Annotated in this window: 21 protein-coding genes and 6 tRNA genes; 10 read left to right on the top strand and 17 right to left on the bottom strand. The window is 36.6% G+C overall.

All coding sequences use genetic code 11. From position 1 onward, the window contains the following. Positions 1-47 precede the first annotated feature (47 nt). Both CHELV3228_RS00910 and CHELV3228_RS00905 read right to left on the bottom strand, forming a co-directional pair. The gene (locus tag CHELV3228_RS00910) at positions 48-413 is read right to left on the bottom strand and encodes a rod-binding protein (protein WP_082199115.1); all 366 of its coding nucleotides are present in this window, start codon (positions 411-413) and stop codon (positions 48-50) included. Then, complete coding sequence (locus CHELV3228_RS00905) at positions 413-1,459, bottom strand: flagellar basal body P-ring protein FlgI (RefSeq protein WP_082199114.1); 1,047 nt, start codon at positions 1,457-1,459, stop codon at positions 413-415. Before CHELV3228_RS00905 ends, CHELV3228_RS00910 begins: the two co-directional genes overlap by 1 nt. A 137-nt stretch (positions 1,460-1,596) precedes the next feature. On the opposite strand from CHELV3228_RS00905, the gene CHELV3228_RS00900 reads away from it, so the two are divergent. The 4 genes from CHELV3228_RS00900 to nrfD all read left to right on the top strand — a co-directional run bounded on the left by CHELV3228_RS00900 (position 1,597) and on the right by nrfD (position 5,687). Then, positions 1,597-1,671: transfer RNA gene (locus CHELV3228_RS00900), tRNA-Glu, on the top strand. A gap of 210 nt (positions 1,672-1,881) precedes the next feature. Further along, the gene (gene phsA / locus CHELV3228_RS00895) at positions 1,882-4,158 is read left to right on the top strand and encodes a thiosulfate reductase PhsA (protein WP_082199113.1); all 2,277 of its coding nucleotides are present in this window, start codon (positions 1,882-1,884) and stop codon (positions 4,156-4,158) included. 9 nt (positions 4,159-4,167) lie between these two features. Beyond that, complete coding sequence (locus tag CHELV3228_RS00890; protein ID WP_082199112.1) at positions 4,168-4,734, top strand: 4Fe-4S dicluster domain-containing protein; 567 nt, start codon at positions 4,168-4,170, stop codon at positions 4,732-4,734. Further along, positions 4,731-5,687, top strand: coding sequence for an NrfD/PsrC family molybdoenzyme membrane anchor subunit (gene nrfD, locus CHELV3228_RS00885; RefSeq protein WP_082199111.1), 957 nt, complete (start codon positions 4,731-4,733; stop codon positions 5,685-5,687). Before CHELV3228_RS00890 ends, nrfD begins: the two co-directional genes overlap by 4 nt. 199 nt (positions 5,688-5,886) lie before the next feature. Here the strand turns inward: nrfD and CHELV3228_RS00880 are convergent. From CHELV3228_RS00880 to CHELV3228_RS00860, 5 genes are all read right to left on the bottom strand, one after another. Beyond that, a tRNA-Leu gene (locus tag CHELV3228_RS00880) sits at positions 5,887-5,971 on the bottom strand. Positions 5,972-5,976: 5 nt separating this feature from the next. After that, a tRNA-Arg gene (locus CHELV3228_RS00875) sits at positions 5,977-6,053 on the bottom strand. A 10-nt stretch (positions 6,054-6,063) separates the two neighbouring features. After that, positions 6,064-6,140 (bottom strand) — tRNA-Arg (locus tag CHELV3228_RS00870). Positions 6,141-6,143: 3 nt separating this feature from the next. Next, positions 6,144-6,220, bottom strand: a tRNA-His gene (locus CHELV3228_RS00865). A gap of 22 nt (positions 6,221-6,242) precedes the next feature. Then, positions 6,243-6,320 (bottom strand) — tRNA-Pro (locus tag CHELV3228_RS00860). A 153-nt stretch (positions 6,321-6,473) separates the two neighbouring features. Here CHELV3228_RS00860 and CHELV3228_RS00855 point away from each other — a divergent pair. After that, positions 6,474-6,713 (top strand): FeoA family protein, encoded by a 240-nt coding sequence (locus CHELV3228_RS00855; RefSeq protein WP_082199110.1) that lies wholly within the window; start codon positions 6,474-6,476, stop codon positions 6,711-6,713. Then, positions 6,700-8,718, top strand: coding sequence for a ferrous iron transport protein B (gene feoB / locus CHELV3228_RS00850; protein ID WP_082199109.1), 2,019 nt, complete (start codon positions 6,700-6,702; stop codon positions 8,716-8,718). The genes CHELV3228_RS00855 and feoB overlap by 14 nt, the downstream gene beginning before the upstream one ends. On the opposite strand, the gene CHELV3228_RS00845 is transcribed toward feoB, so the two are convergent. The 5 genes from CHELV3228_RS00845 to gap are packed head-to-tail and all read right to left on the bottom strand — an operon-like array spanning position 8,710 to position 13,998. Further along, positions 8,710-10,329: a hydrogenase small subunit gene (locus CHELV3228_RS00845; protein WP_167562810.1), complete on the bottom strand. Its 1,620-nt coding sequence runs from the start codon at positions 10,327-10,329 to the stop codon at positions 8,710-8,712. The genes feoB and CHELV3228_RS00845 overlap by 9 nt on opposite strands. After that, a complete protein-coding gene (fabI, locus tag CHELV3228_RS00840) occupies positions 10,310-11,137 on the bottom strand; it encodes an enoyl-ACP reductase FabI (RefSeq protein WP_082199107.1) in 828 nt (275 codons plus the stop codon). Before fabI ends, CHELV3228_RS00845 begins: the two co-directional genes overlap by 20 nt. 2 nt (positions 11,138-11,139) lie before the next feature. Further along, positions 11,140-11,811, bottom strand: coding sequence for a triose-phosphate isomerase (locus CHELV3228_RS00835; RefSeq protein WP_082199106.1), 672 nt, complete (start codon positions 11,809-11,811; stop codon positions 11,140-11,142). Next, positions 11,808-13,001 carry a phosphoglycerate kinase gene (locus CHELV3228_RS00830; RefSeq protein WP_082199105.1) on the bottom strand — a complete coding sequence of 398 codons (1,194 nt, stop codon included), beginning with the start codon at positions 12,999-13,001 and terminating at the stop codon, positions 11,808-11,810. The genes CHELV3228_RS00835 and CHELV3228_RS00830 overlap by 4 nt, the downstream gene beginning before the upstream one ends. A gap of 1 nt (position 13,002) precedes the next feature. Further along, positions 13,003-13,998, bottom strand: coding sequence for a type I glyceraldehyde-3-phosphate dehydrogenase (gap, locus tag CHELV3228_RS00825; protein WP_082199104.1), 996 nt, complete (start codon positions 13,996-13,998; stop codon positions 13,003-13,005). A gap of 61 nt (positions 13,999-14,059) precedes the next feature. Between gap and nadD the strand changes: the two genes are divergently transcribed. Then, positions 14,060-14,593 carry a nicotinate (nicotinamide) nucleotide adenylyltransferase gene (nadD, locus tag CHELV3228_RS10420; RefSeq protein ID WP_084112177.1) on the top strand — a complete coding sequence of 178 codons (534 nt, stop codon included), beginning with the start codon at positions 14,060-14,062 and terminating at the stop codon, positions 14,591-14,593. Between the two features lie 27 nt (positions 14,594-14,620). Then, positions 14,621-14,941 (top strand): ribosome silencing factor, encoded by a 321-nt coding sequence (gene rsfS / locus CHELV3228_RS10415; protein WP_084112178.1) that lies wholly within the window; start codon positions 14,621-14,623, stop codon positions 14,939-14,941. Here rsfS and CHELV3228_RS00815 read toward each other — a convergent pair. Genes CHELV3228_RS00815 through CHELV3228_RS00805 form a run of 3 tightly spaced genes read right to left on the bottom strand, consistent with a single transcriptional unit; the run spans position 14,938 to position 17,471 of the window. Beyond that, positions 14,938-15,369: a DUF4153 domain-containing protein gene (locus CHELV3228_RS00815; RefSeq protein WP_167562777.1), complete on the bottom strand. Its 432-nt coding sequence runs from the start codon at positions 15,367-15,369 to the stop codon at positions 14,938-14,940. The two genes, rsfS and CHELV3228_RS00815, sit on opposite strands and share 4 nt — an antisense overlap. Further along, the gene (locus CHELV3228_RS00810) at positions 15,321-16,103 is read right to left on the bottom strand and encodes a hypothetical protein (protein ID WP_082199102.1); all 783 of its coding nucleotides are present in this window, start codon (positions 16,101-16,103) and stop codon (positions 15,321-15,323) included. Before CHELV3228_RS00810 ends, CHELV3228_RS00815 begins: the two co-directional genes overlap by 49 nt. 3 nt (positions 16,104-16,106) lie before the next feature. Further along, positions 16,107-17,471: a phosphomannomutase/phosphoglucomutase gene (locus CHELV3228_RS00805; protein ID WP_082199101.1), complete on the bottom strand. Its 1,365-nt coding sequence runs from the start codon at positions 17,469-17,471 to the stop codon at positions 16,107-16,109. An 82-nt stretch (positions 17,472-17,553) separates the two neighbouring features. On the opposite strand from CHELV3228_RS00805, the gene fliL reads away from it, so the two are divergent. Both fliL and acpS read left to right on the top strand, forming a co-directional pair. Beyond that, the gene (gene fliL, locus CHELV3228_RS00800) at positions 17,554-18,090 is read left to right on the top strand and encodes a flagellar basal body-associated protein FliL (protein ID WP_082199100.1); all 537 of its coding nucleotides are present in this window, start codon (positions 17,554-17,556) and stop codon (positions 18,088-18,090) included. Beyond that, positions 18,090-18,437 carry a holo-ACP synthase gene (gene acpS, locus CHELV3228_RS00795; protein ID WP_082199099.1) on the top strand — a complete coding sequence of 116 codons (348 nt, stop codon included), beginning with the start codon at positions 18,090-18,092 and terminating at the stop codon, positions 18,435-18,437. Before fliL ends, acpS begins: the two co-directional genes overlap by 1 nt. Here acpS and CHELV3228_RS00790 read toward each other — a convergent pair whose 3' ends face one another. After that, entirely contained in the window at positions 18,438-18,845 is a 408-nt protein-coding gene (locus CHELV3228_RS00790; RefSeq protein WP_082199098.1) for a hypothetical protein, read from the bottom strand. Then, on the bottom strand, positions 18,842-20,206 hold the full coding sequence (locus CHELV3228_RS00785; RefSeq protein ID WP_082199097.1) for a cytochrome P450: 1,365 nt from the start codon (positions 20,204-20,206) through the stop codon (positions 18,842-18,844). Before CHELV3228_RS00785 ends, CHELV3228_RS00790 begins: the two co-directional genes overlap by 4 nt. Position 20,207: the final 1 nt, after the last annotated feature.

The following is a 20,207-nucleotide window of genomic DNA, read 5'->3' as shown; positions in this document are numbered from 1 at the left end:
TTGATTTATAATCCTCTACAAACCATATCGACTAAAATTACAAAAACTTAACCCCTTTCTTTCAAAAAATCAAATAATAATTTTGAAAAGCCCATTCCTCCACTTAAAGCCTTGCTCATCGTATCGTTATACATAGAAGAATAAATTTCACTACTCGCATCTTTTCCAAAAAGTGAATTTTGATTTTTCAAAGAAATGTCTAAAACAGACTTTATCAAAAAAGCCTCAAAAGCGTCCGTTTGCTCTTTTAAAGCTTTTTCTTCGTCCGTTTTTGCAACGACTTCATTATCTTTTAGCTTAAAATAAGAGGCAAAATTTTCATCTGCCTTTTGCGAATTTGAACCTTTAGCTACCTTTTCTAAAATGGCGTTTGAGTTCATATTGTAAGTATTTAAAAAATTATCCACTCTCATCATATCACCTCTAAATCCGCATTAATCGCACCAGCGCGCTTTAAATTTTCCATTATAGCGATGATGTCATTTGGCGTAGCACCTAGTTTATTTAGCATTCTTGCGATATTCGCCACGGTTGTTTTGGGATTAGAAATTCTAAGCGTATTTGAAGTTGGGTCTATCGCCCCTCCATCTTTCATATCAATCTCATTTTGTGTAGCGGCTGTTTGGTTATTTGGGTCGATTTTTATCGTAATATCCTTATGGGTAATCAACACAGGCTCAACCTCCACATCAACGCCCGCTATCACCGTGCCTGTTCTTTCATCGATGATGACTTTACTTTGTGGAGTATAGGCTATATCTTGCTCTAAAACACGAGCCATAAATTCCACTGCACTAAATTCCTCAGGCTTGTTAAGCTTAATCGTGCGAGAATCGATAGCTTTTGCCACGCTTTCATCAAAAACGCTATTTAAAACTCTTTCTATATCGTGAGCGGTTTTAAAATCAGCCGTTTTAAGACTTAGGGTTAAATCACCATTATCGCTAAAATTCTGTGGAATTTCTCTTTCAACATTTGCTCCGCCCATTACCGTTGCTGCTGTCGAGTGAGAGCCTGCTCCACCCGGTCTTGCCGTAAGTCCTCCCGTAGAAAGTGAGCCTTGTGCAATGGCGTAAATTTCGCCATCAATTCCCCTTAAAGCTGTAAGTAAAAGTGTGCCACCCTGCAAAGATTTCGCATCCCCCAAAGAAGAGACAACGATGTCAAGTTTGTCGCCACTTTTTGCAAAAGCGGGAAGTTTAGCCGTAACCATAACCGCGGCGGTATTTTTAGACTTAATATCGTTTGGGTCGACTTTGATATTCATACCTTGTAGAAGGTTTGAGACAGATTGTAAAGTAAATTTGGAACTTGTGCCATCGCCACTACCATTAAGACCAACGACAAGTCCATATCCTATAAGTTGATTATCCCTTACGCCCACTGTATTTGCCACTTCCTTTATCGGCACGGCGAAAAGCATAATGCTCAAAGCACAAAGGCTTAGTAAGAATTTCATAGATTACTCCTTTAATCTTTAAACTTAAAAGCATTATAAGCAAAAAGAGTTCCAATTTATAAATTTAGGAAACATTAAGATGTGATTTAAACTTTACTTAAGTATTTTTATGTATAATTCAATCTCTTTTTTGTGTTGGCCCATTCGTCTAGCGGTTAGGACATCGCCCTTTCACGGCGGTAACACGAGTTCGAGTCTCGTATGGGTCACCACTTTTTAACAACTTCACTTCATCATAATTCTTTATCATTTTTCAAATTTTCAACATTATTTCACTTTATTCATTATAATTATTTAAATTTCTTTAGCACTACACACATTAAGTCTTTTCAAAATATTTTATTTTAAAACAATGTTTAATTTTTATTTAATTATATTTCACTATAATGAATCTACATTTAAAAAATATTTGGAGTTATATTATGAGTATTCATAGGCGAAATTTTCTTAAATGCGTTGGAGTTGGCTCTGTGGCTTTAAGTATGCCTGGGCTTTTGGGTGCATTTAATGGGGAGTTAAAAGGCTCAAAAAACTTTGTAAAAAGTATATGTGAAATGTGTAGCACAAGATGCCCAATTGAAGCTAGACTTGAAAATGAAAAGCGTATTTTCATTCAAGGGAATATTTACTCAAAATCCACACAAGGTTCAATTTGTGCAAGAGGGGGCGCTGGTGTCAATCAGCTTTTTGACCCAAAAAGACTTGTAAAACCCCTAATGAGAGTTGGAAAAAGAGGAGAAGGGAAATATAAAGAAATCAGTTGGGACGAAGCCTATGAATTTATAGCTTTAAAACTAAACGGAATTAAGCAAAATTATGGAGCGCAAAGCGTTGCGTTCGCTGCAAAGGGGGGACCAGAAACAACTTTTCTAAATCAATTCGCCTATGCTTATGGCTCTCCAAATATTTTTGACCACGGTAGCACCTGTCCATCAGCTTACGCCACGGCTTTAACAAGCGTTTATGGAACTAGCTCTTTAAGTAGGGACTTTGCTGATACAAAATTTATGTTAAATTTCGGGCATAATGTCTATGAGGGAATTGTCATTTCTTACGCAAGAGGCATTACAAAAGCCCTATCAAAAGGTGCAAAACTTGTATCTTTTGACCCACGATTTTCTATATTATCCTCTAAGGCGAGTGAGTGGCACCCGATTAGACCGGGCGGTGATACTGCTTTTATGCTTGGTTTTGTTCATACTTTGATTTTTAATAATTTGTATGATAAAAAATTTGTCGAAAAATACACGGTAGGATTTGACAAGCTCAAAGAGAGCATAAAAGACTATACGCCAGAAACGATGGCACAATACTGCGATATCAGTGCTGAGAAAATTATCTCTCTCGCTAAAGAGGCTGCTTCCTTCGCCCCACATTGCATTATTGATTACGGACACCGTGCCACTTTCACAACGGAAGAAATAGAACTTCGCCGTGCCATAGCAATAGCCAATGCTCTTTTAGGAAATATAGAATGCAAGGGCGGGATGTATTTTCCAAAAGGGGCTAAGCTTTATAATAAAATCGCCGGAGAAGAAGTCGCACCTGAATTTAAAAGCTCTATTTTACCATCTATTGAAAGTCCAAAAATAGCGCGTATAGATGGTATCGACATCAAAGAAGGCGAATTTAGTAAAATTTCTAAAAAGCGTGGAATTTATAGCAAGGTGTTTGATGCGATTTTGAGCGAAAAGCCTTACCCAATAAAAGGACTTTTCATCACTCGCTCTAATCCAGTTATGACCAATAATGAATCACAAAAAGTCGTCGAAGCTTTAGAAAAACTTGAATTGTTTGTTTGTGTTGATGTTTATTTAAGCGACACTGCGCAGTATGCCGATATTATTTTGCCAGAATCGACCTATCTTGAAAGAGATGAGCAGTTCTTGTCAAATAATGGAAAAAATCCCGGCTATCAAGTTAGGCAAAAAGTTATAGAACCCATAGGTGATACCAAAGCCTCATCTTTAATCTACAAAGAATTAGCCGAAAAAATGGGACTTGGCAAATTTTTTCCATACAAAGATATAGAAGATTTTAGAATGAAACAAGCTTTTAATTATCCAAAAGAAATTTATGAATTAAAAAGCAAAGGGGTTTTAAGCTATGGCATTCCACTTCTTGCAAGAGATAAGGATAGTATCGCTAAATTTGTAGAAAAATATCCAAATTCTAAACAATTTCTTGATGAAGATGGAGAATTTGGCGAACTTTTAAAATGCAAAACTAAAAGTGGAAAAATCGAACTTTTTGATGAAGTGTTTGAAAACGCTTGCAAACGGGGTGGTTTAAGTTTTAATGACCCAAAATTAAAAACCGAAGATGAGAAATTTTATTTCATACAAGGAAAGGTAGCAGTGCATACAAATGGACATACTGCAAATGTTCCTTGGCTTAATCAGCTTATGGACAACAATGCTGTTTGGATTAATCAAAAAGTAGCTGATGAGCTTGGGTTAAAAAAGGGAGATAGCATAAAAATAAAAAGCAAAATTGGGGAGCAAATCGCTCAAGTTTTGCCTACCATTGGGATAAGAGAGGATACCATTTTTGCTTATTTTGGATTTGGGCATACAAGTAAGCATCAAGAAATTTCTTACAATAAAGGTATGAGTGCGAGCCATTTGTTGGCTAATACTTTTTCACCAATAGCTGGTAATAATGTCCATACTATCGGCGTTAATATAGAAAAAATATAGGAGTGATTTATGAAATATGCAATGGTTTTTAATTCGGAGCTTTGTATAGGTTGTCAATCTTGCTCCGTAGCTTGCAGAAGCGAGAACGAAGTGCCAGAAGGGCTTTATAGACTAAAGGTAAAAATTCAAGGTCCTAAGGGTATTTTTCCAAATTTAAGTTTTGATTTTGAAAGATTTTCCTGTCAAATGTGCGAAAATACGCCTTGCGTTACAGTGTGTCCTACTTTTGCTTCCTTTATGGACGAAAATGGCATTGTGGATATCGACGCTGATAAATGCGTTGGTTGCTTATATTGCATTAGTGCCTGCCCTTATAACGCAAGATTTTTAAATACCAAAACAAAAGTTCCGGACAAATGTAATTTTTGCAAAGATACGCACCTTAAACTTCACGGAGAGCCAGCTTGTGTGAGTGTTTGTCCAACTGATGCTTTGGTTTTTGGAGATTTGGATAATCCTAAAGATGCAATTTATGATGTTTTAAGCAAGAACAACTATGTGCGTAAAAAAGAGCATCTTGGCACAAAACCTAAACTCTTTACCATACCGACTAAAAAAGGAGAGATAGAGCTATGAATGAAATTTGGGGAAATGAAAGTGTCATTCACATTGTTTGGCATTGGCCTGTTGCACTTTATTTATTTTTAGCAGGACTTTCTTCTGGTGCGATGATGACGGCATTATTTGTAGAGTGGATGAATCCAAAACGCACTGCTCCTTGGGACGCTTTTGAAAAAGCTGGAGTTTTAATAGCGCCGATAACCATAGTGGTTGGACTTTTGGTGCTTATTGTTGATTTAAGCAAACCTTTAAATTTTTATCAATTGCTCATTCATTACAATCTAAAATCTGTGATGTCTTTAGGGGTTTTACTTTTACTTTTTTACACCCCTTTGTGTATTGTTTATATGGTATTGCGTTTTAGAACAAATTTAGAAAACAGCTTTTTATCGCCTATTATGAATGCTTTTGGTGGAATTTTAAATTTTTTAGAAGACTATTCTCTTTGGCTTGGCAGACTTATTTTTGCACTCGCTGCTGGAGTTGGAGTTTATACAGGATTTTTACTTTCTGCCATACAAACTTATCCGCTTTACAACAGCCCTGTGTTGCCTATTTTATTTTTAGCGAGTGGTTTATCAAGCGGTATTGCTGCTTGTATTTGTTTTGGAATTTTATTATTTGGAAAGGAGGTTTCTAAAGAAAAAACAAAACACTTATTGACTATGGATTTAAGAGTTATTCCTATTGAATTTTTGCTTTTATTCACATTTTTTGTGGGACTTTATTTTCAAGGTGGAGAAAAAGCTTTAATTGCTATAATGAGCCTAAGCAATGGTTTTTGGGCTTCTGTATTTTGGATAGGCGTAATAGGCTTTGGGGTCTTTATCCCAAGTTTTATTGCTTTAACCGCTTTAAAAAATCACGCCTATAAAGTCAATTTTATATTAATTAACACCATATCAGTTATGTTTGGAGTTTTTGCCTTAAGAATGTATATATTATACGCTGGGCAAATTTTTGTTTAATAAATTCACATTATTAAAGGAGGCTAGGTATCATCAATACCAAGCAACTCCTTTTTATGGTGCAAATATCTACTTTAATTTATTTTTCCTCAAAACTCTACAAAATTTGTCCTTATAGTTCCATTTTACAAAATACCTGGCTAGAAGAAATCTAAAATGTGGAAAAATTTGAAATTTAAACACGCTTATAAAAATAAAGTGGTGCGGATGAAAGGACTTGAACCTTCACGCATTGCTGCACCAGATCCTAAGTCTGGCGTGTCTGCCAATTTCACCACATCCGCAAAAGTGGTACGCTCAAGAGGATTCGAACCTCTGACCTACGGCTTAGAAGGCCGTTGCTCTATCCAGCTGAGCTATGAACGCATATCTAAGGTGGTGCGCCCGATAGGAATCGAACCCATAACCTACAGATCCGAAGTCTGTCGCTCTATCCAATTGAGCTACGGACGCTGATGGGGTGAGTGATGGGAATCGAACCCACGACCCTCAGGACCACAATCTGATGCTCTAACCGACTGAGCTACACTCACCATTTTTATAAGTTTATAAAGATGGTCGGGGTGAAAAGATTCGAACTTTCGGCCCCCTGGTCCCAAACCAGGTGCGCTAACCAGACTGCGCTACACCCCGCAAAATTAAAGTTGTGATTATATCAAAAAAAGAACTTGATGTCAAGCCTTTAAAATTTGCAATGCAAAACAAAAATTTATCTTATTTTGATAATTAAACTCAAATTTATTTTAAAAGACTATAATATCACCCTAAAAAATTTAAGGAACTTATATGACTCTTGATGCTTTAAAAGATGGGGAAAATGCTTTAATAATCGGTTTTGACGCACCATTAGAACTTAAAAACAGACTTTTGAGTTTTGGTTTTTCCAAAAACAAGAAGCTTAAAAAACTCAACTCATCTTTAAAAAAAGCAACAATTTTAGTCGAGCTTGAAAATTCTTGCGTCATACTAAGAGCCAACGAAGCTAAATTTATAAAAGTGGAGAGAATACCAAATGAAAAAAATTAATATCATATTAGTTGGGCAACCAAATGTAGGCAAAAGCTCTCTCATCAATGCGCTTTGTAAATCGAATTTAAAAGTGGGAAATTTCCCCGGTGTTACCATAGAAAAAGCAAGCGCAAAGATAAACTATAAAGATTACGAACTTGAATTTATTGATTTACCGGGGACTTATGCGCTCGATGGCTACTCAGAAGAAGAAAAAATTACGCAAAATTTCATACAAACACAAAACTATGACATCATCATTAATGTCGTAGATTCCACAAATTTAGAACGCAATCTTATCTTAAGCTCTCAACTTTTAGAGTGTCAAAAAAAGATAATTTTAGCGCTTAATATGAGCGATGAAGCCGAAAAAGAAGGCTTTAGTATAGACATTAATGCACTTGAAAAGCTTATAAAAACGCCTAGCGTTAGCATTTCTTCCAAAACAAAAGAAAATTTAAACACTCTTTTGGAGCTTATCATCAAAACGCACGAAACGCCATTTACACCCTTTATAAGAGCTTATGGGGAACATTTGGAAGAAGAAATTGAAAAAATTCAAAAACATATAGAAAAGCTCAATTTAGAAAATCCTTATCAAAGTCCCAAATCCTACGCCATCGCCCTACTTCAAAATGAAGTGCGAAATAGCACTTGCAAAGAGTTAGTAAGCGAATCGCAAAACAAGCTTTTTGAAATTTATCAAAGCAAAGATATAAAAGAAATTTTCAAAGAAGATTTACTCGCTTTTAGCTCAGGTTTAAGTAAGCAAATTTCAAAACAAGAACCGACTTCAAAAAATATTACAAAAAGCCTTGACGCTTTTTTCATCAATAAATATTTTGGCATAGTGATATTTTTATTTTTAATGTGGGTGCTTTTCCAGCTTACTTTCACGCTTGGAGCTATCCCTATGGATTATATAGAAATGGGTTTTGAAGCACTAGGAAATTTATGTAAGGAAAATATCTCTAACGAGCTTTTAGCCTCCGTTTTAGCCGATGGGATTATAGGGGGCGTGGGAGCTGTGGTTTTATTTTTACCTAATATTTTGATTTTGTTTTTTGGAATCGCCCTTTTAGAAACAACGGGCTATATGTCGCGTGTGGCATTTTTACTTGATGGAATTTTATATAAATTTGGTTTGCACGGCAAAAGTTTCATCCCACTTATCACAGGTTTTGGCTGCTCAGTGCCTGCCTTTATGGCAACAAGGACACTAAAAAACAAAGGAGATAGACTTTTGACTCTTTTTGTTATTAACTTTATGAGTTGTGGGGCAAGATTACCTGTTTATGTGCTTTTTATCGGGGCTTTTTTTGGAGGTGAGCAAGCGGGGAATTATCTTTTTGGAATTTATATTTTGGGGGCTTTTTTAGGGCTTTTAGCGGCTAAACTTTTAAGAATGACCGCTTTTAAAGGCATTAATGAACCTTTTGTGATGGAAATGCCTAAATATCGTATGCCAAATTGGAATTTGGTTTGGCAGATGTGCTTTAACAAAGCAAAAATGTATCTTAAAAAAGCAGGAACTTTTATATTACTAGCCTCAATTTTAATATGGTTTGCAAGTAATTTTCCTCTTCAAACGAACGCACAAGAAGATGAAAAACTCGCAGCAGAACAGCAGATTGAAAATAGCTATTTGGGGCAATTTGGCAAAGCTATCGAGCCTGTTTTTGCACCACTTGAGCTTGATTGGAAATTAAGCGTTTCTTTACTTAGCGGTTTGGCGGCTAAAGAAGTGATGATTTCAACGCTTGGGGTGCTTTATTCTTTAGGGGAGGATTTAGATGAAAATGATGAGAATTTAAGACAGACCCTTGCTTCAAATATCCCATTTAGCACAGCGATAGCGTATATTTTATTTGTGATGATTTATAATCCTTGCTTTGCAGCCACCATAGTTTTTACAAAAGAAAGCGGTAAGGCAAAATACACGCTTTATCTTTTCTTATTCACTTGCATTAGTGCTTATATCGTGGCTTTCATAGGGCTACATCTTAGTAAAATGTTAGCTTAAAATTTGATGTAAAAAAGGCTGATTTAAGCTCTCATCTACGCTTAAAATAAGCCTTTTTTCCATATAATCTTGACGAATTTCTCCTAAGCTTTTAGCTAAAGCACTCAACAAAGAAAACGCAATCCCCTCAATTTCAAGCCCACCACAAAGATAAATCAATGTCATTCTTAAGGACTTATTTAAATCAAGCTTCACACTATCTTCTTTCGCACTTAATTTAAAATCATAAGGACTAGCGTGATTAAAGGCATAATTTTTCGCCATCTCAATCAACAAAGCCCTATCTTTTAAAAATTCTCCCTTAGCCAAAATATAACTTAATTCAAAAAATTCCCAAATATCACTTGAAATTTTTGAATTTTCGTCAAAATTCGCCTCAATAAAAGCGTAATGTTTGGGGAAATTCTTTTTATAATTTTCAAGCAAATTAAAACCCAATTTATTTTTTGCTAAATTTGCCAAAGCACATTTTAAATTTGATTCGAAACTAAAATCCAAAAGCTCTCTATCTTCTACCAAAATTTGCATTTTTTCCTTAAGATAAAAAATAAGCTCATCTTCTTTTACACTCTCTTTTAAAGTGTTTAAATTTAAATTCTTATTTTCTAAAACAAAAGCTTCTTCTCGGCTCACCCTCGCATAGGCAAAAGCATTTGTCATAGGTTTTTCATAAAAGCCAAAATCATCCCAAAAATTCTCTTCGCTACAAGCAATGCATCCGTGTCCTGCCGCCACAGGCCAAGAAGTTTTAGCATTAAATTTCACTTTAGGGCAGTTATTGTAAGTGTAGGGTCCCTTACAGCCTAGTTTAAACAAGCACGCTCCATTTTTAGCCGCCTCATCATCAAAATTTTGAGCAAAAATCCCACTTTCAAATTTCGCCTTTCTTTCGCACATATCGTGCAAACACTTGCCATACGACCATTTAGGGCGATTTTTATCATCAAGCTCAGGAGAAGTGCCAAAAAGAGCATAAAAGGCTAAAGTAGCGATAATATTCACATCACTTGGCGGACAGCCCGGAATTTGAACGACTTTTTGACTTAAAACCTGCGAAATTCCGCAAGTTTTTGTGGGATTAGGATAAGCAGCTTGAATGCCACCATAAGAAGAACAAGTCCCAGCGGCAAAGATAACTTTAGCCTTATCCGCTATGCTTTGCAAAAGCTCGTAGCCACTTTTACCCTCCGCCCCTATGCTAAGATAAAAAGTATCTATGGGTGCGACAGCCCCCTCAACGATGAGAGCAAATTCCTCTTTCATCGCCTCTTCTAAACACTCCTCAGCCTTAGTGCCATTAGCACTCATTAAAGTTTCGTGATAATTTAAAGAGAAAAAATCAAAAATAAATTCAGCCAAACAAGGCTGCTCACTTCTTAATAAACTCTCACTACAACCCGTGCATTCTGCTAAATGAAGCCAAATAACATTTAATTTAGGAGCTAGAGAAAAATACTCGCACGCCAAAGGCACAAATTCCGCTGGTAAGCCAAGATGCTTTAATAAAAATGCCACACTTGTTTCGTTTATAAATCTTCTTTCTGCACCTTCTAAACCGACAAGCCGCCCCTCTAAACACTTTTTTAGCGTCTCATTGTCCATTACTCTTATCCCAGCAAAGTATGGTTCTACCCTCTTCATCTTGCGTTACATCGCCCATACCCATTATATTGTATCCTGCATCAACATAATGAATTTCTCCCGTAACTCCACTTGATAAATCACTAAGTAAATACATCGCAGAATTTCCCACATCTTCTATGCTAACATTGCGTTTTAATGGAGCGTTGATTTCATTATATTTTAAAATCATTCTAAAATCGCCTATCCCACTTGCCGCTAAAGTTTTTATAGGACCTGCTGAAATGGCATTAACGCGAATTCCTCGCCCTCCCAAATCTCTTGCTAGATACCTCACTGAACTTTCCAAAGCCGCCTTAGCCACGCCCATAACATTATAATGCGGCACATACTTCACGCCACCTAAATAGCTCAAAGTCAAAATCGAGCCATTATCTTTTAATACAGGTAAAACCGCCCTTGTAAGAGAAAGTAAAGAATATACTGAGGTTTGCATAGCGATGTCAAAAGCCTCTTTACTCGTTTGCAAAAATGAATTTTCCAAAGCTTCCTTAGGAGCAAAAGCCACAGCATGAACGACAAAATCAATCTCACCTAAGTCCCTCTTAATCAAAGAGGCGATATTTTCCAAATGTGCTTCATTATTGACATCAAGCTCATAAACAGCACTTGAGTTAAATTCCGCCGCGATAGGCTCAACACGCTTTTTTAAAGCCTCATTTAAAAAAGTAAAAGCTAAATTTGCCCCCTGTGCCGCACAAGCTTTAGCGATACCATAAGCGATGGATTTATTATTTGCTACGCCGACTATTAAGCCTTTTTTACCTTGCATTATCATCTTTACTCCTTTATCATTTTGATAAAATTTTCTACCTTCAAAGCCGCAGAGCCTATTAAAACCCCACCACAATTTTTAATTTTTGTAATTTCTTTAATATTATTTTCATTAACACTCCCTCCATAAAGTAAAGGTGCTTTTGTCAGTGTGCGTAAAAAAGCTAAAACTTCCTCTATATCCTCATTTTTAGCACTTAGCCCTGTCCCTATGGAGTAGATAGGCTCATAGGCAATGACCAAATTTTCATAAGTCAAGTCCAAATTCTCAAGCTGTTTTTTAAGAAAGTCTTTTGTTTGATTATCTTGCTTTGTTTTTAAATCCTCGCCTATGCAAAGAAAAATTTTATACTGATGTTCTTTTGCAAAGTCAAATTTAGCCTTTATCAACACTTCATCTTCAAAAATTCTACGCTCACTATGCCCTATCAAAACGCACTTTATGCCAAATTCGTCCAAATGCTCTTTGCCGATTTCTCCCGTGAAAGCACCATTAATGCAAGGGTAAAAATTCTGCACTCCCTGCGTAAAAAGGCTTTCTTTTTGCGATAAAGCTACGCTAGGGGGAAAGACAAAAACATTTTCATCTTTGTCTTTTAAAGCCTCATTTAAAGCCTTAAGATAAAGCTCAAAAGAAGCTCTGGTGTGGTTGCACTTCAAATTTGCAGCGTAAATCATACCTCGCCTCGCAAAGGCTTCACGCCCGGAAGTTCTTTACCCTCGATTAGCTCTAAACTTGCCCCACCTCCTGTGGAAATAAAGGTCATCTCATCAGCCTCTCCACTTCTTGCGACTACATCAGCCGTATCACCTCCTCCTATGATGGTCGTAGCGTGGCTATCGCCTATGAAATGTGCCATTTTTAAAGAGCCTTTAGCAAATTTTTCTATCTCAAAAACGCCCATAGGTCCATTCCACCAGATCGTTTGTGCATCGGCTAAAGCTTCTCTAAAAAGCTTTCCGCTAGCAGGTCCTATGTCAAGTCCCATAAAGCCACTTGGAATTTCTTGCGTTGGCACATAAGACATAAAAGCTTCGCTCGAACAAGTCCTTGCCACAGCCACATCAACTGGGAGGTAAATTTTCACGCCAAGTTCTTTACCCTTTTTCATAATAGCCCTAGCATCTTCGAGTAATTCTTCTTCTAAAAGTGAATTTCCTATATCATAGCCTAAAGCTTTTAAAAAGGTGAAAGCCATACCTCCGCCTATGATGAGTTTATCGACTTTTGGTAAGAGATTGATGAGGGCTTGTAGCTTTCCGCTTACTTTTGAGCCGCCTACTACTGCGACAAAAGGACGAGCAGGGTGGCGTAAAAGATTATCAGCGAATTTAATCTCTTTTTGTAACAAAAAGCCTGCTGCTTTCACATCAAAAAATCTTGTAATCGCCTCCACACTCGCATGCGCTCTATGACACACCCCAAACGCATCGTTAATATAAACCTCCGCTAAAGAGGCAAGTTCTTTAGCTAAATTTTCATCATTTTTTGTTTCACCCTTTTCAAAGCGTAAATTTTCAAGCATCAAAATCTCACTCGCTCCTAAATTTTGCGCCTTTTTCTTTGCGTCCTCCCCAACAACATCTTTAGCCAAAAGCACTTCCTTGCTCATCAATCTTGAAAGTCTTTTTGCCACAGGTTCAAGTGAGTATTTTGAGCTAATTTCCTTAGGGCGTCCTAAGTGAGAAGCTAAAATCACACTACAACCATTATCAAGGCAGTAGCGTATGGTAGGGATAGCCGAGCGAATGCGTCTATCGTCTGTGATATTTAAAAAATCATCTTGAGGGACATTAAAATCACATCTTATAAAAACTTTCTTTTTTGCTAAATCAATATCTTTTATGGAAATAATCTCGCCTTTCATCTTAAGCTCCCATTACATAAACAGCCATATCAACAAGACGGCTAGAATAACCCCACTCATTATCATACCAAGCGACAATTTTAACAAAATCTTCACCGATGACTTGAGTCAAATCACTCGCCACCACAGCCCCAAAAGGCGAGGTAATAAAATCACTCGAAACCCTCTCATCATCATCAACAGCTAAAATCCCTTTCAAATTCGTTCTACTCGCCTCTCTAAAAGCCTCATTAAGCTCATCTTTGCTTACTTTTTTACTTAAAAGTGCCGTTAAATCCACACTAGAAACATCTATCACAGGCACACGCATACTTTGTCCGTGAAGTTTGCCATCAAGCTCAGGCATTACAAGTTTCATCGCTTTTGCTGCTCCTGTGGAAGTTGGGATAATGTTTTGCGCGGCAGCACGGCTACGGCGTTTATCTTTAGCCTTAGCATCAATAATGCTTTGTCCATTTGTATAAGCGTGTATAGTTGTCATCAAACCTTTTTCAATGCCAAATTTATCCTGCAAAACCCTACAAACAGGACCCAAACAATTTGTCGTGCAAGAAGCGTTTGAAATAATCGCCTCACCCTTATAAAGATTAGAATTTACGCCCATTACAAAGGTTGGAGTGTCGTCCTTTGCAGGAGCGGACATTAAAACTTTCTTAACACCTTTGTCTAAAAAAGTTTGGCATTTTTCTTGCGTCAAATGTGCGCCTGTGCATTCAAACACAAGCTGTGCGCCGTATTTTGCAAAATCAAGTTCATTAATATCACGCGTGTGAAACATCTTGACCTTTTGATGATTAATGACTAAATCACCCCCATCAATCTCCACACTTGCACCAAATTCTCCGTGAACGGAATCGTATTTTAAGAGGTATTTTGTCAGCTCGGTATCTGTCGTGTCATTAATCGCCACAAGCTCTATATCATCACGCTCAGCAATGATTCTTGCCACACATCTTCCTATACGCCCAAACCCATTGATAGCAACTTTTATAGCCATTTAATTTCCTTTTGCAAAATAAAATGCTAGAATTCTACAAAAAAAAGGTTAAAAAATTTAAATGAAAATCGCACTTTTTGGCGGTAGTTTTGACCCGCCTCATCAAGGACACGAAAGCGTTATCAAAGAGGCTTTAAACACCTTAGAAATCGATAGACTTATCATTATGCCAGCCTTTATTAGCCCTTTTAAAGAAAGCTTCAGTGCCCCAGCACAAAAAAGGCTTGAATGGGTTGTTAAACTTTGGGGGAAGTTAAAAGGGGTTGAAATTTGCGATTTTGAAATCAAGCAAAACCGCCCAGTGCCAAGCATAGAGAGTGTCAATTTCCTATATAAGCTTTATCAACCTAGCAAATTTTATCTTTTAGTGGGGGCTGACCACCTCGCAACCTTAGCTTCGTGGCATTGTTTTGAAGAATTAAAGCAAAAAGTTGAATTTGTCATCGCTAAACGCGATGAGATTTTCATACCAAAAGATTTTAAAGAACTTGACACGCATATTAAAATTTCCTCTTCTTTCATAAGAGAGTATTTAAATTTGGATAAAGTTAGCGATGAAATCCAAGAAGAAGTTAAAAAATACTACCAAAAATAGCTATAATTTCAAAAACAAAGGATAAAAATGCAAGAAAGAATCGCCACTATCACACAAATTTTAGATGAAAAAAAGGCTGAAGAAATTGAAGTTTTTGATATGAGAGGGGGAGAATATTTTGTAAGCTTTGTCATCATCGCTACGACTTTAGGCGAAAAACACGCCCTTTCTTTAATAGACGAGCTTAAAACAAAGCTCAAAGCCAAAGGTGAAGAATTTTTAAATGTGGAAAGTAGTGAAGAATGGAGCGTGATAGACCTAGGCGACATACTCATACACTTGCTAAGTCCGCAACACCGCGGCGTTTATAAGTTAGAAGAATTATTGAAAGATTTAAAAAGAGCTTAGAGACTCCGCTCTCTTTTTAAATCCTCTATCTCTTTTGTTATACTATTAAACCGCTTTCTGTCTTCTTCGTTTAAACTTTCTTTTGATTTTAGTGTTTCAAGCTGTGCTTTTTGCGAGGCTAAAGAAATTTCATTGCCAAAAAAGCATAAAAATAATGTAAGACTTGCTAAAAGGATAAAACTAAATTTCAAAACTCTATTTATCCAAAAAACACCTAATAAAACAGAAGCTAAAAGCCAAATTCCAAGAAGCAAAACAGCCAAACGCGAAGGCGTAAAGCCATACACTCCCACACGCACTAAAATTCCATAAAGCCCACAACAAGCGAGGATAAAAACAGCAAAAAGCCAGATGGATTTTATCTTTTTTAGCGTAGGTTTTATGGATAAATTTGCCCAAAGTAAAAGATTAAAAACACGCCAAACCAAAGGCAAAGATGCACCACACTTTTAGGCTCTAAGCCAAAAGGCAAAGCAAAAGCATAAGCAAGCAATAAAAGCAGATAAGATAAGGCGAAAAAATTAAAAATCCACAAAACAAATCTTTTAAATTTAAAATCCAAATCCCCAAGCAAGGGTAGAGAAATTACCCCAGCGAATAAAGATAAAATAAAATATACTAAAAACCAAATTTCATAACCAAACAAAAATTCTAAAGATAAAGCAAATAAAAGCAATAAAATCGCACTAAGTCCCCACAAAGCAAAGCAAAATAAAAAGCCAGAAATCAACCCCTCAAGCTTTTGAAAATTTTTTAATTTAAACGCACAAATGCCAAAAAATAAGACTAAATTGATACCAAAGAAATAAAACGCATAGCGTTCATTATCTAAATGTTTTACAATCAATTCTTTATAAGGATAAGCAAGTGCGAAAACGACAATTAAAATAACTAAATTTACAGGACGCAAAAAGGCTTTTTTGAAAGTTGTTTCTTCCTTCAAAAGGGTTTCGCAAAAAAGCACAAATAAGGCTACAAAAGATAAGAGTTCTGGCTTAGATGTGATGAATAAAAAAAGATAAAAAGAATTTTCGATAGACTCTAAGTTATAAAAATTCTCTCTAACCGCAAAATAAAGCCCTAAACTTACCCAAAAAGCTAAGTAAAATAAACTTCCTAAAGGGTGTAGAAAAAAAGGTCTGGTAAGTTTAAATTTAGCCAAACATTAGACAGATTCTTTAATTTTTTTAAACAAATCAAACACCATAGTTTCAAGCTCTTTAGCCCTTGATAAACTTGTCGCTTCAAAACGCGTAACAAGATAAGGGCTAGTATTTGAAGCACGAAGTAAAGCCCAGCCGTCTTCAAAATCCATCCTCGCCCCATCAATCTCACAAAGCTCTTTAATACCCTTTAAAGCCCCATTTCTAACCGCTTCTTTAAAGGCTTTGACAAGCTTAAATTTCTCTTCTTCGCTCACAGGAATTTTAAGCTCGGGCGTGGTGTAAAGCTTCGGCAAGGACTTAATTAAGCCCTCTAAATCATAGCCTTTAAAAATCAGCTCCAAAGCCCTTAAAAACGCATAAATTCCATCATCATAACCAAAATAGCGATGCTTAAAGAAAATATGCCCACTCACTTCAGCCGCTAGGTCAATATTAAGCTCTCTCATCATTTTTTTGATATTAGAATGCCCCGTTTTTCCCATAAAAACGCTACCAAATTTTTTGACCTCATCAAAAAGATTTTTTGAGCATTTGACCTCACCTAAAATGCGAGGATTTTCTATATCTTTAGCGAACAAATAGCAAAGCTCATCGCCGCAAAAAGTGTGTGTGCGATTTAGCATTACGAGTCTATCGGCGTCTCCATCAAAGGCAAAAGCCATTTGGATATTTTGATTTTGATTTAAAAAATTTTTAAGAGGGATTAAATTTTCGCTTTCTGTGGGGTCTGGGGAGTGGTTAGGAAAAGTGCCATCAGGCTCTTTAAAAAGAAAATGCGCTTTTAAATTTAGTGCTTTTGCTAAAGGCTCAAGCACCACGCCCACAGCCCCATTAGCACAATCAAAAGCAAATTCATAGTCAAAATTTGCCAAGTGCTTAAACTGCTCTTTCATAAATTCCACATACAAACTCAAAATGTCGTATTTCTCCACCTTTAAATTTTCGGGGATTTCATCGTCTAAATGTTTATAAACTTCTTTAGAAAATTCCTTAAGCTCCGCACCAAAAAAGCTTTCCTTACCTATGGTGATTTTAAAGCCGTTGTAGTCTTTAGGATTATGTGAGCCTGTTATCATAATGTTTGCGTCAAATTTCAAGCCCTCATAGAGTGAAAAATACCCAAGTGGCGTTGGCACAAGCCCTATATCATAAACCTTAATCCCGGCCTTATTTAAGCCACTCACCAAATAAGAAAAAAGCTCATCGCCACTATACCTTGCGTCTTTTCCTACACTCACATTTTTACACCCTCTTTTAAGCATTAGCTCAGCAAGGCAAAAGCCTATGGCTTTCACGCTTTTTTCATTGAGTTCCTTACCATAAAGTCCTCTTATGTCGTATTCTCTAAAAATCACATCTAGCATAAAATTTTCCTTAAAAATTTAAATAATATTTTAAAAAAATCTGCTACAATTTTACGACAAATTCACAAATAAGGAAAAATTTATGGAAGAAGAAGTAGAAAATACGGAAGAGAAAAAGAAAAAAAGCAGTTCGCTTGTTATCATCATTGTTGTTGTCCTTTTCGTTTTACTTCTTACTATTATGGGTTTTATCGCTTATCTTCTTACCTCCACTTCAAATGATGAAGGTGCGGTAACTGAAGCACCTAAAGAAGAAGTTAAATCAAACACAAAAACCGCTCAAGCACCGACACAAAGGGGAAGCGATTATGCTAATATAGGTCCTATGTATCCGCTCGAGCCTTTTACTTTAAATTTGCTAAGCGATAGTGGAACACGCTATGTTAAATGCACCATAGAAATTGAACAAAATAGCGAACTTTTAAAAACAGAGCTTGATAAAAAGGTTGCTATCATCCGTGATGTCATCATACGCACCCTAACGGCTAAAACCTTTGAAGAAATCAGCACAACCAAGGGCAAAGAAAGATTAAAAGATGAACTTGTAGGAAAAATCAACGAAATTCTAACCGATGGTTTTATTAAAAATGTCTATTTTACAGACTTTGTCGTCTCTTAATGCGTGTAGGTTGTGATTTAATCTCCATAGAGAGAATAGAAAAAATCCACAACAAACACGCCGAATCTTTTCTTAATAAATTTTTAAGTCCAAAAGAACAAATCCTCGTTAAAAATCCAGCCACTTTAGCGGGCTTTTGGGCTGCAAAAGAAGCAGCAAGTAAAGCTTTAGGCGTTGGAATTTCTAAGCATTGTGGTTTTTTAGATATTAAAATTTCAAAAAGCAAAAAAAACGCCCCTAAACTCAAATTCTCCAAAAAAACAATGCGTAAATTTCACATTAAAAAAGCTAAATTAAGCATTACGCACGATAAGGGCTTAGCAATGGCGGTTGTGATTATAAAATAGCTATTTGCCTATGGTTTGCTGGTCTAGCTTTCTTGAAAGTATGAAATCGACCACAGGCTGCTCTCTGCGATTTGCTCTTTTGCAGTGGTCCTTTTGGAAAAAATCAGTAATTTTAATCACAATTTTCGCCCATTTCTTGCGATTTCTCTCCCTCCAAGCGTGAGAGGAAACACTTTCCCAAGCATAACCATTAAACAAACTCGCATTAACAAAATGGTCTAAAGCTCTAACACCCTGCCTAGCTCTAGCTGTATTAAAAAAAATTCCCACAATCGCAATCAACAAATAGCCGAAGATAGCCAAAGGCACAATGGCACAAAGTAAAATTGTGCCAGCAAGTTTTTCCTTAAGACTTCCTTTAATATTCTTTCGCATCCTAGTGCGAATTCTAGGACCTAACTTTTTCATCTTTTGCTAAATTTTATCCACATTCCATTTGCCGAACGAATGGTAAGTCGTCCAACTACATCAGGCACAAAATTTTCTTTAAGCCCAAGCTTATAAATTCGCAAAATATTTGCCAAGATAAGAATCGCCTCTTGCATAGCAAAGCCCTGCCCTATACAAATTCTCTCCCCCATACCAAAAGGTAAATAAGCGTCTTTTTTATATTCTCTTTCAAAACGCGAAGGGTCGAAGCCGTGAGGATTTTGCCAAAAAAGTTCGTGGCGGTGAATCAGCCAAGGTGCGATTACCACGCCTGAGCCTTTTTTGACAAGCTTATCTCTAACCTGCGTGTCTTTCTTAGCCTCCCTAGCAAAAAAGCCCACAGGTGGATAAAGTCTTAGTGCTTCTTTAAAAACATTAGTAAGAAACTTAAACTGCCTAAGATGGGTTATTTTTATCTCTTCACTATCTTGCAAAACCTCACAAATTTCTTTAAAAGCTTTTTCTTGTTCCTTAGGATATAAACTTAAAAGGTATAATGTCCAAGTCAGTGAGCTTGCGGTCGTTTCGTGTCCAGCCAAAAAAAGCATCGCCACTTGGTCTAAAATTTCCTCAAAAGAAAAACGCTCATTTGTCTTCGCATCGACAACCAAAAGTAAAGAAGCAAGGATATCTTCATAAGAGCTTTTTTCTAAATTCGCTTCATCATAACGCGGTTTTATAATATCGCTTAATGCCCTTCTTATCACTTCTCCTGCTTTTGCCCTTTTTCTATCGCCAAGTAAATAAGAAAGCCATTTTGGAAAATAAAACATCCCCCTCATCGCTGTCCGCACACTTTCTTCTTGGAAAGTTACAAAGGCTTCAAGGATTTTTCTACCCTCATTTTTATCAAGTTTAGAAGACATTATCGTTCTAAAAATCACATCTGCTGTTACAAAAGTCATCATCTCATCAACTTCTATGTAAGAATGATTTGGATACTTTTCAAAACGCGCCATTAAATCAGCCACAGCCTCGCTCATCAGGTTGAAAACCTTAGAAATTCTAGTCATCTCAAAGCTAGGCTTTAAAAGCTCTCTTTGCCTATGCCACACTTCGCCATTTGTTGTAAAAATGCTTTCACCCAGCAAAGGGCTTAAAAGCCTATGTAAAAGCTCACTTTTAGGAAATTCTCTTACCTCATCGACCATCATTCTTTTGACTTCTTTTGTATCGTTTATGACATAAAGGTCGAAATTTGGCATTTTGACATAACCCGTTTGCATCTTATAGCTTCTTTCATAAAGCCCATCAAGCCAAGAACGCCTCTTAAGCAAAAAAGTCAGTAAAGTCGAAGCCTTGTTTTTATAAGGCTTTGGAAAAAAAGGACACCCACTCATT

The sequence above is a fragment of the Campylobacter helveticus genome (assembly GCF_002080395.1).
Classification (GTDB): Bacteria; Campylobacterota; Campylobacteria; order Campylobacterales; family Campylobacteraceae; genus Campylobacter_D; species Campylobacter_D helveticus.
This window is presented reverse-complemented; position numbering and strand designations above follow the sequence as displayed.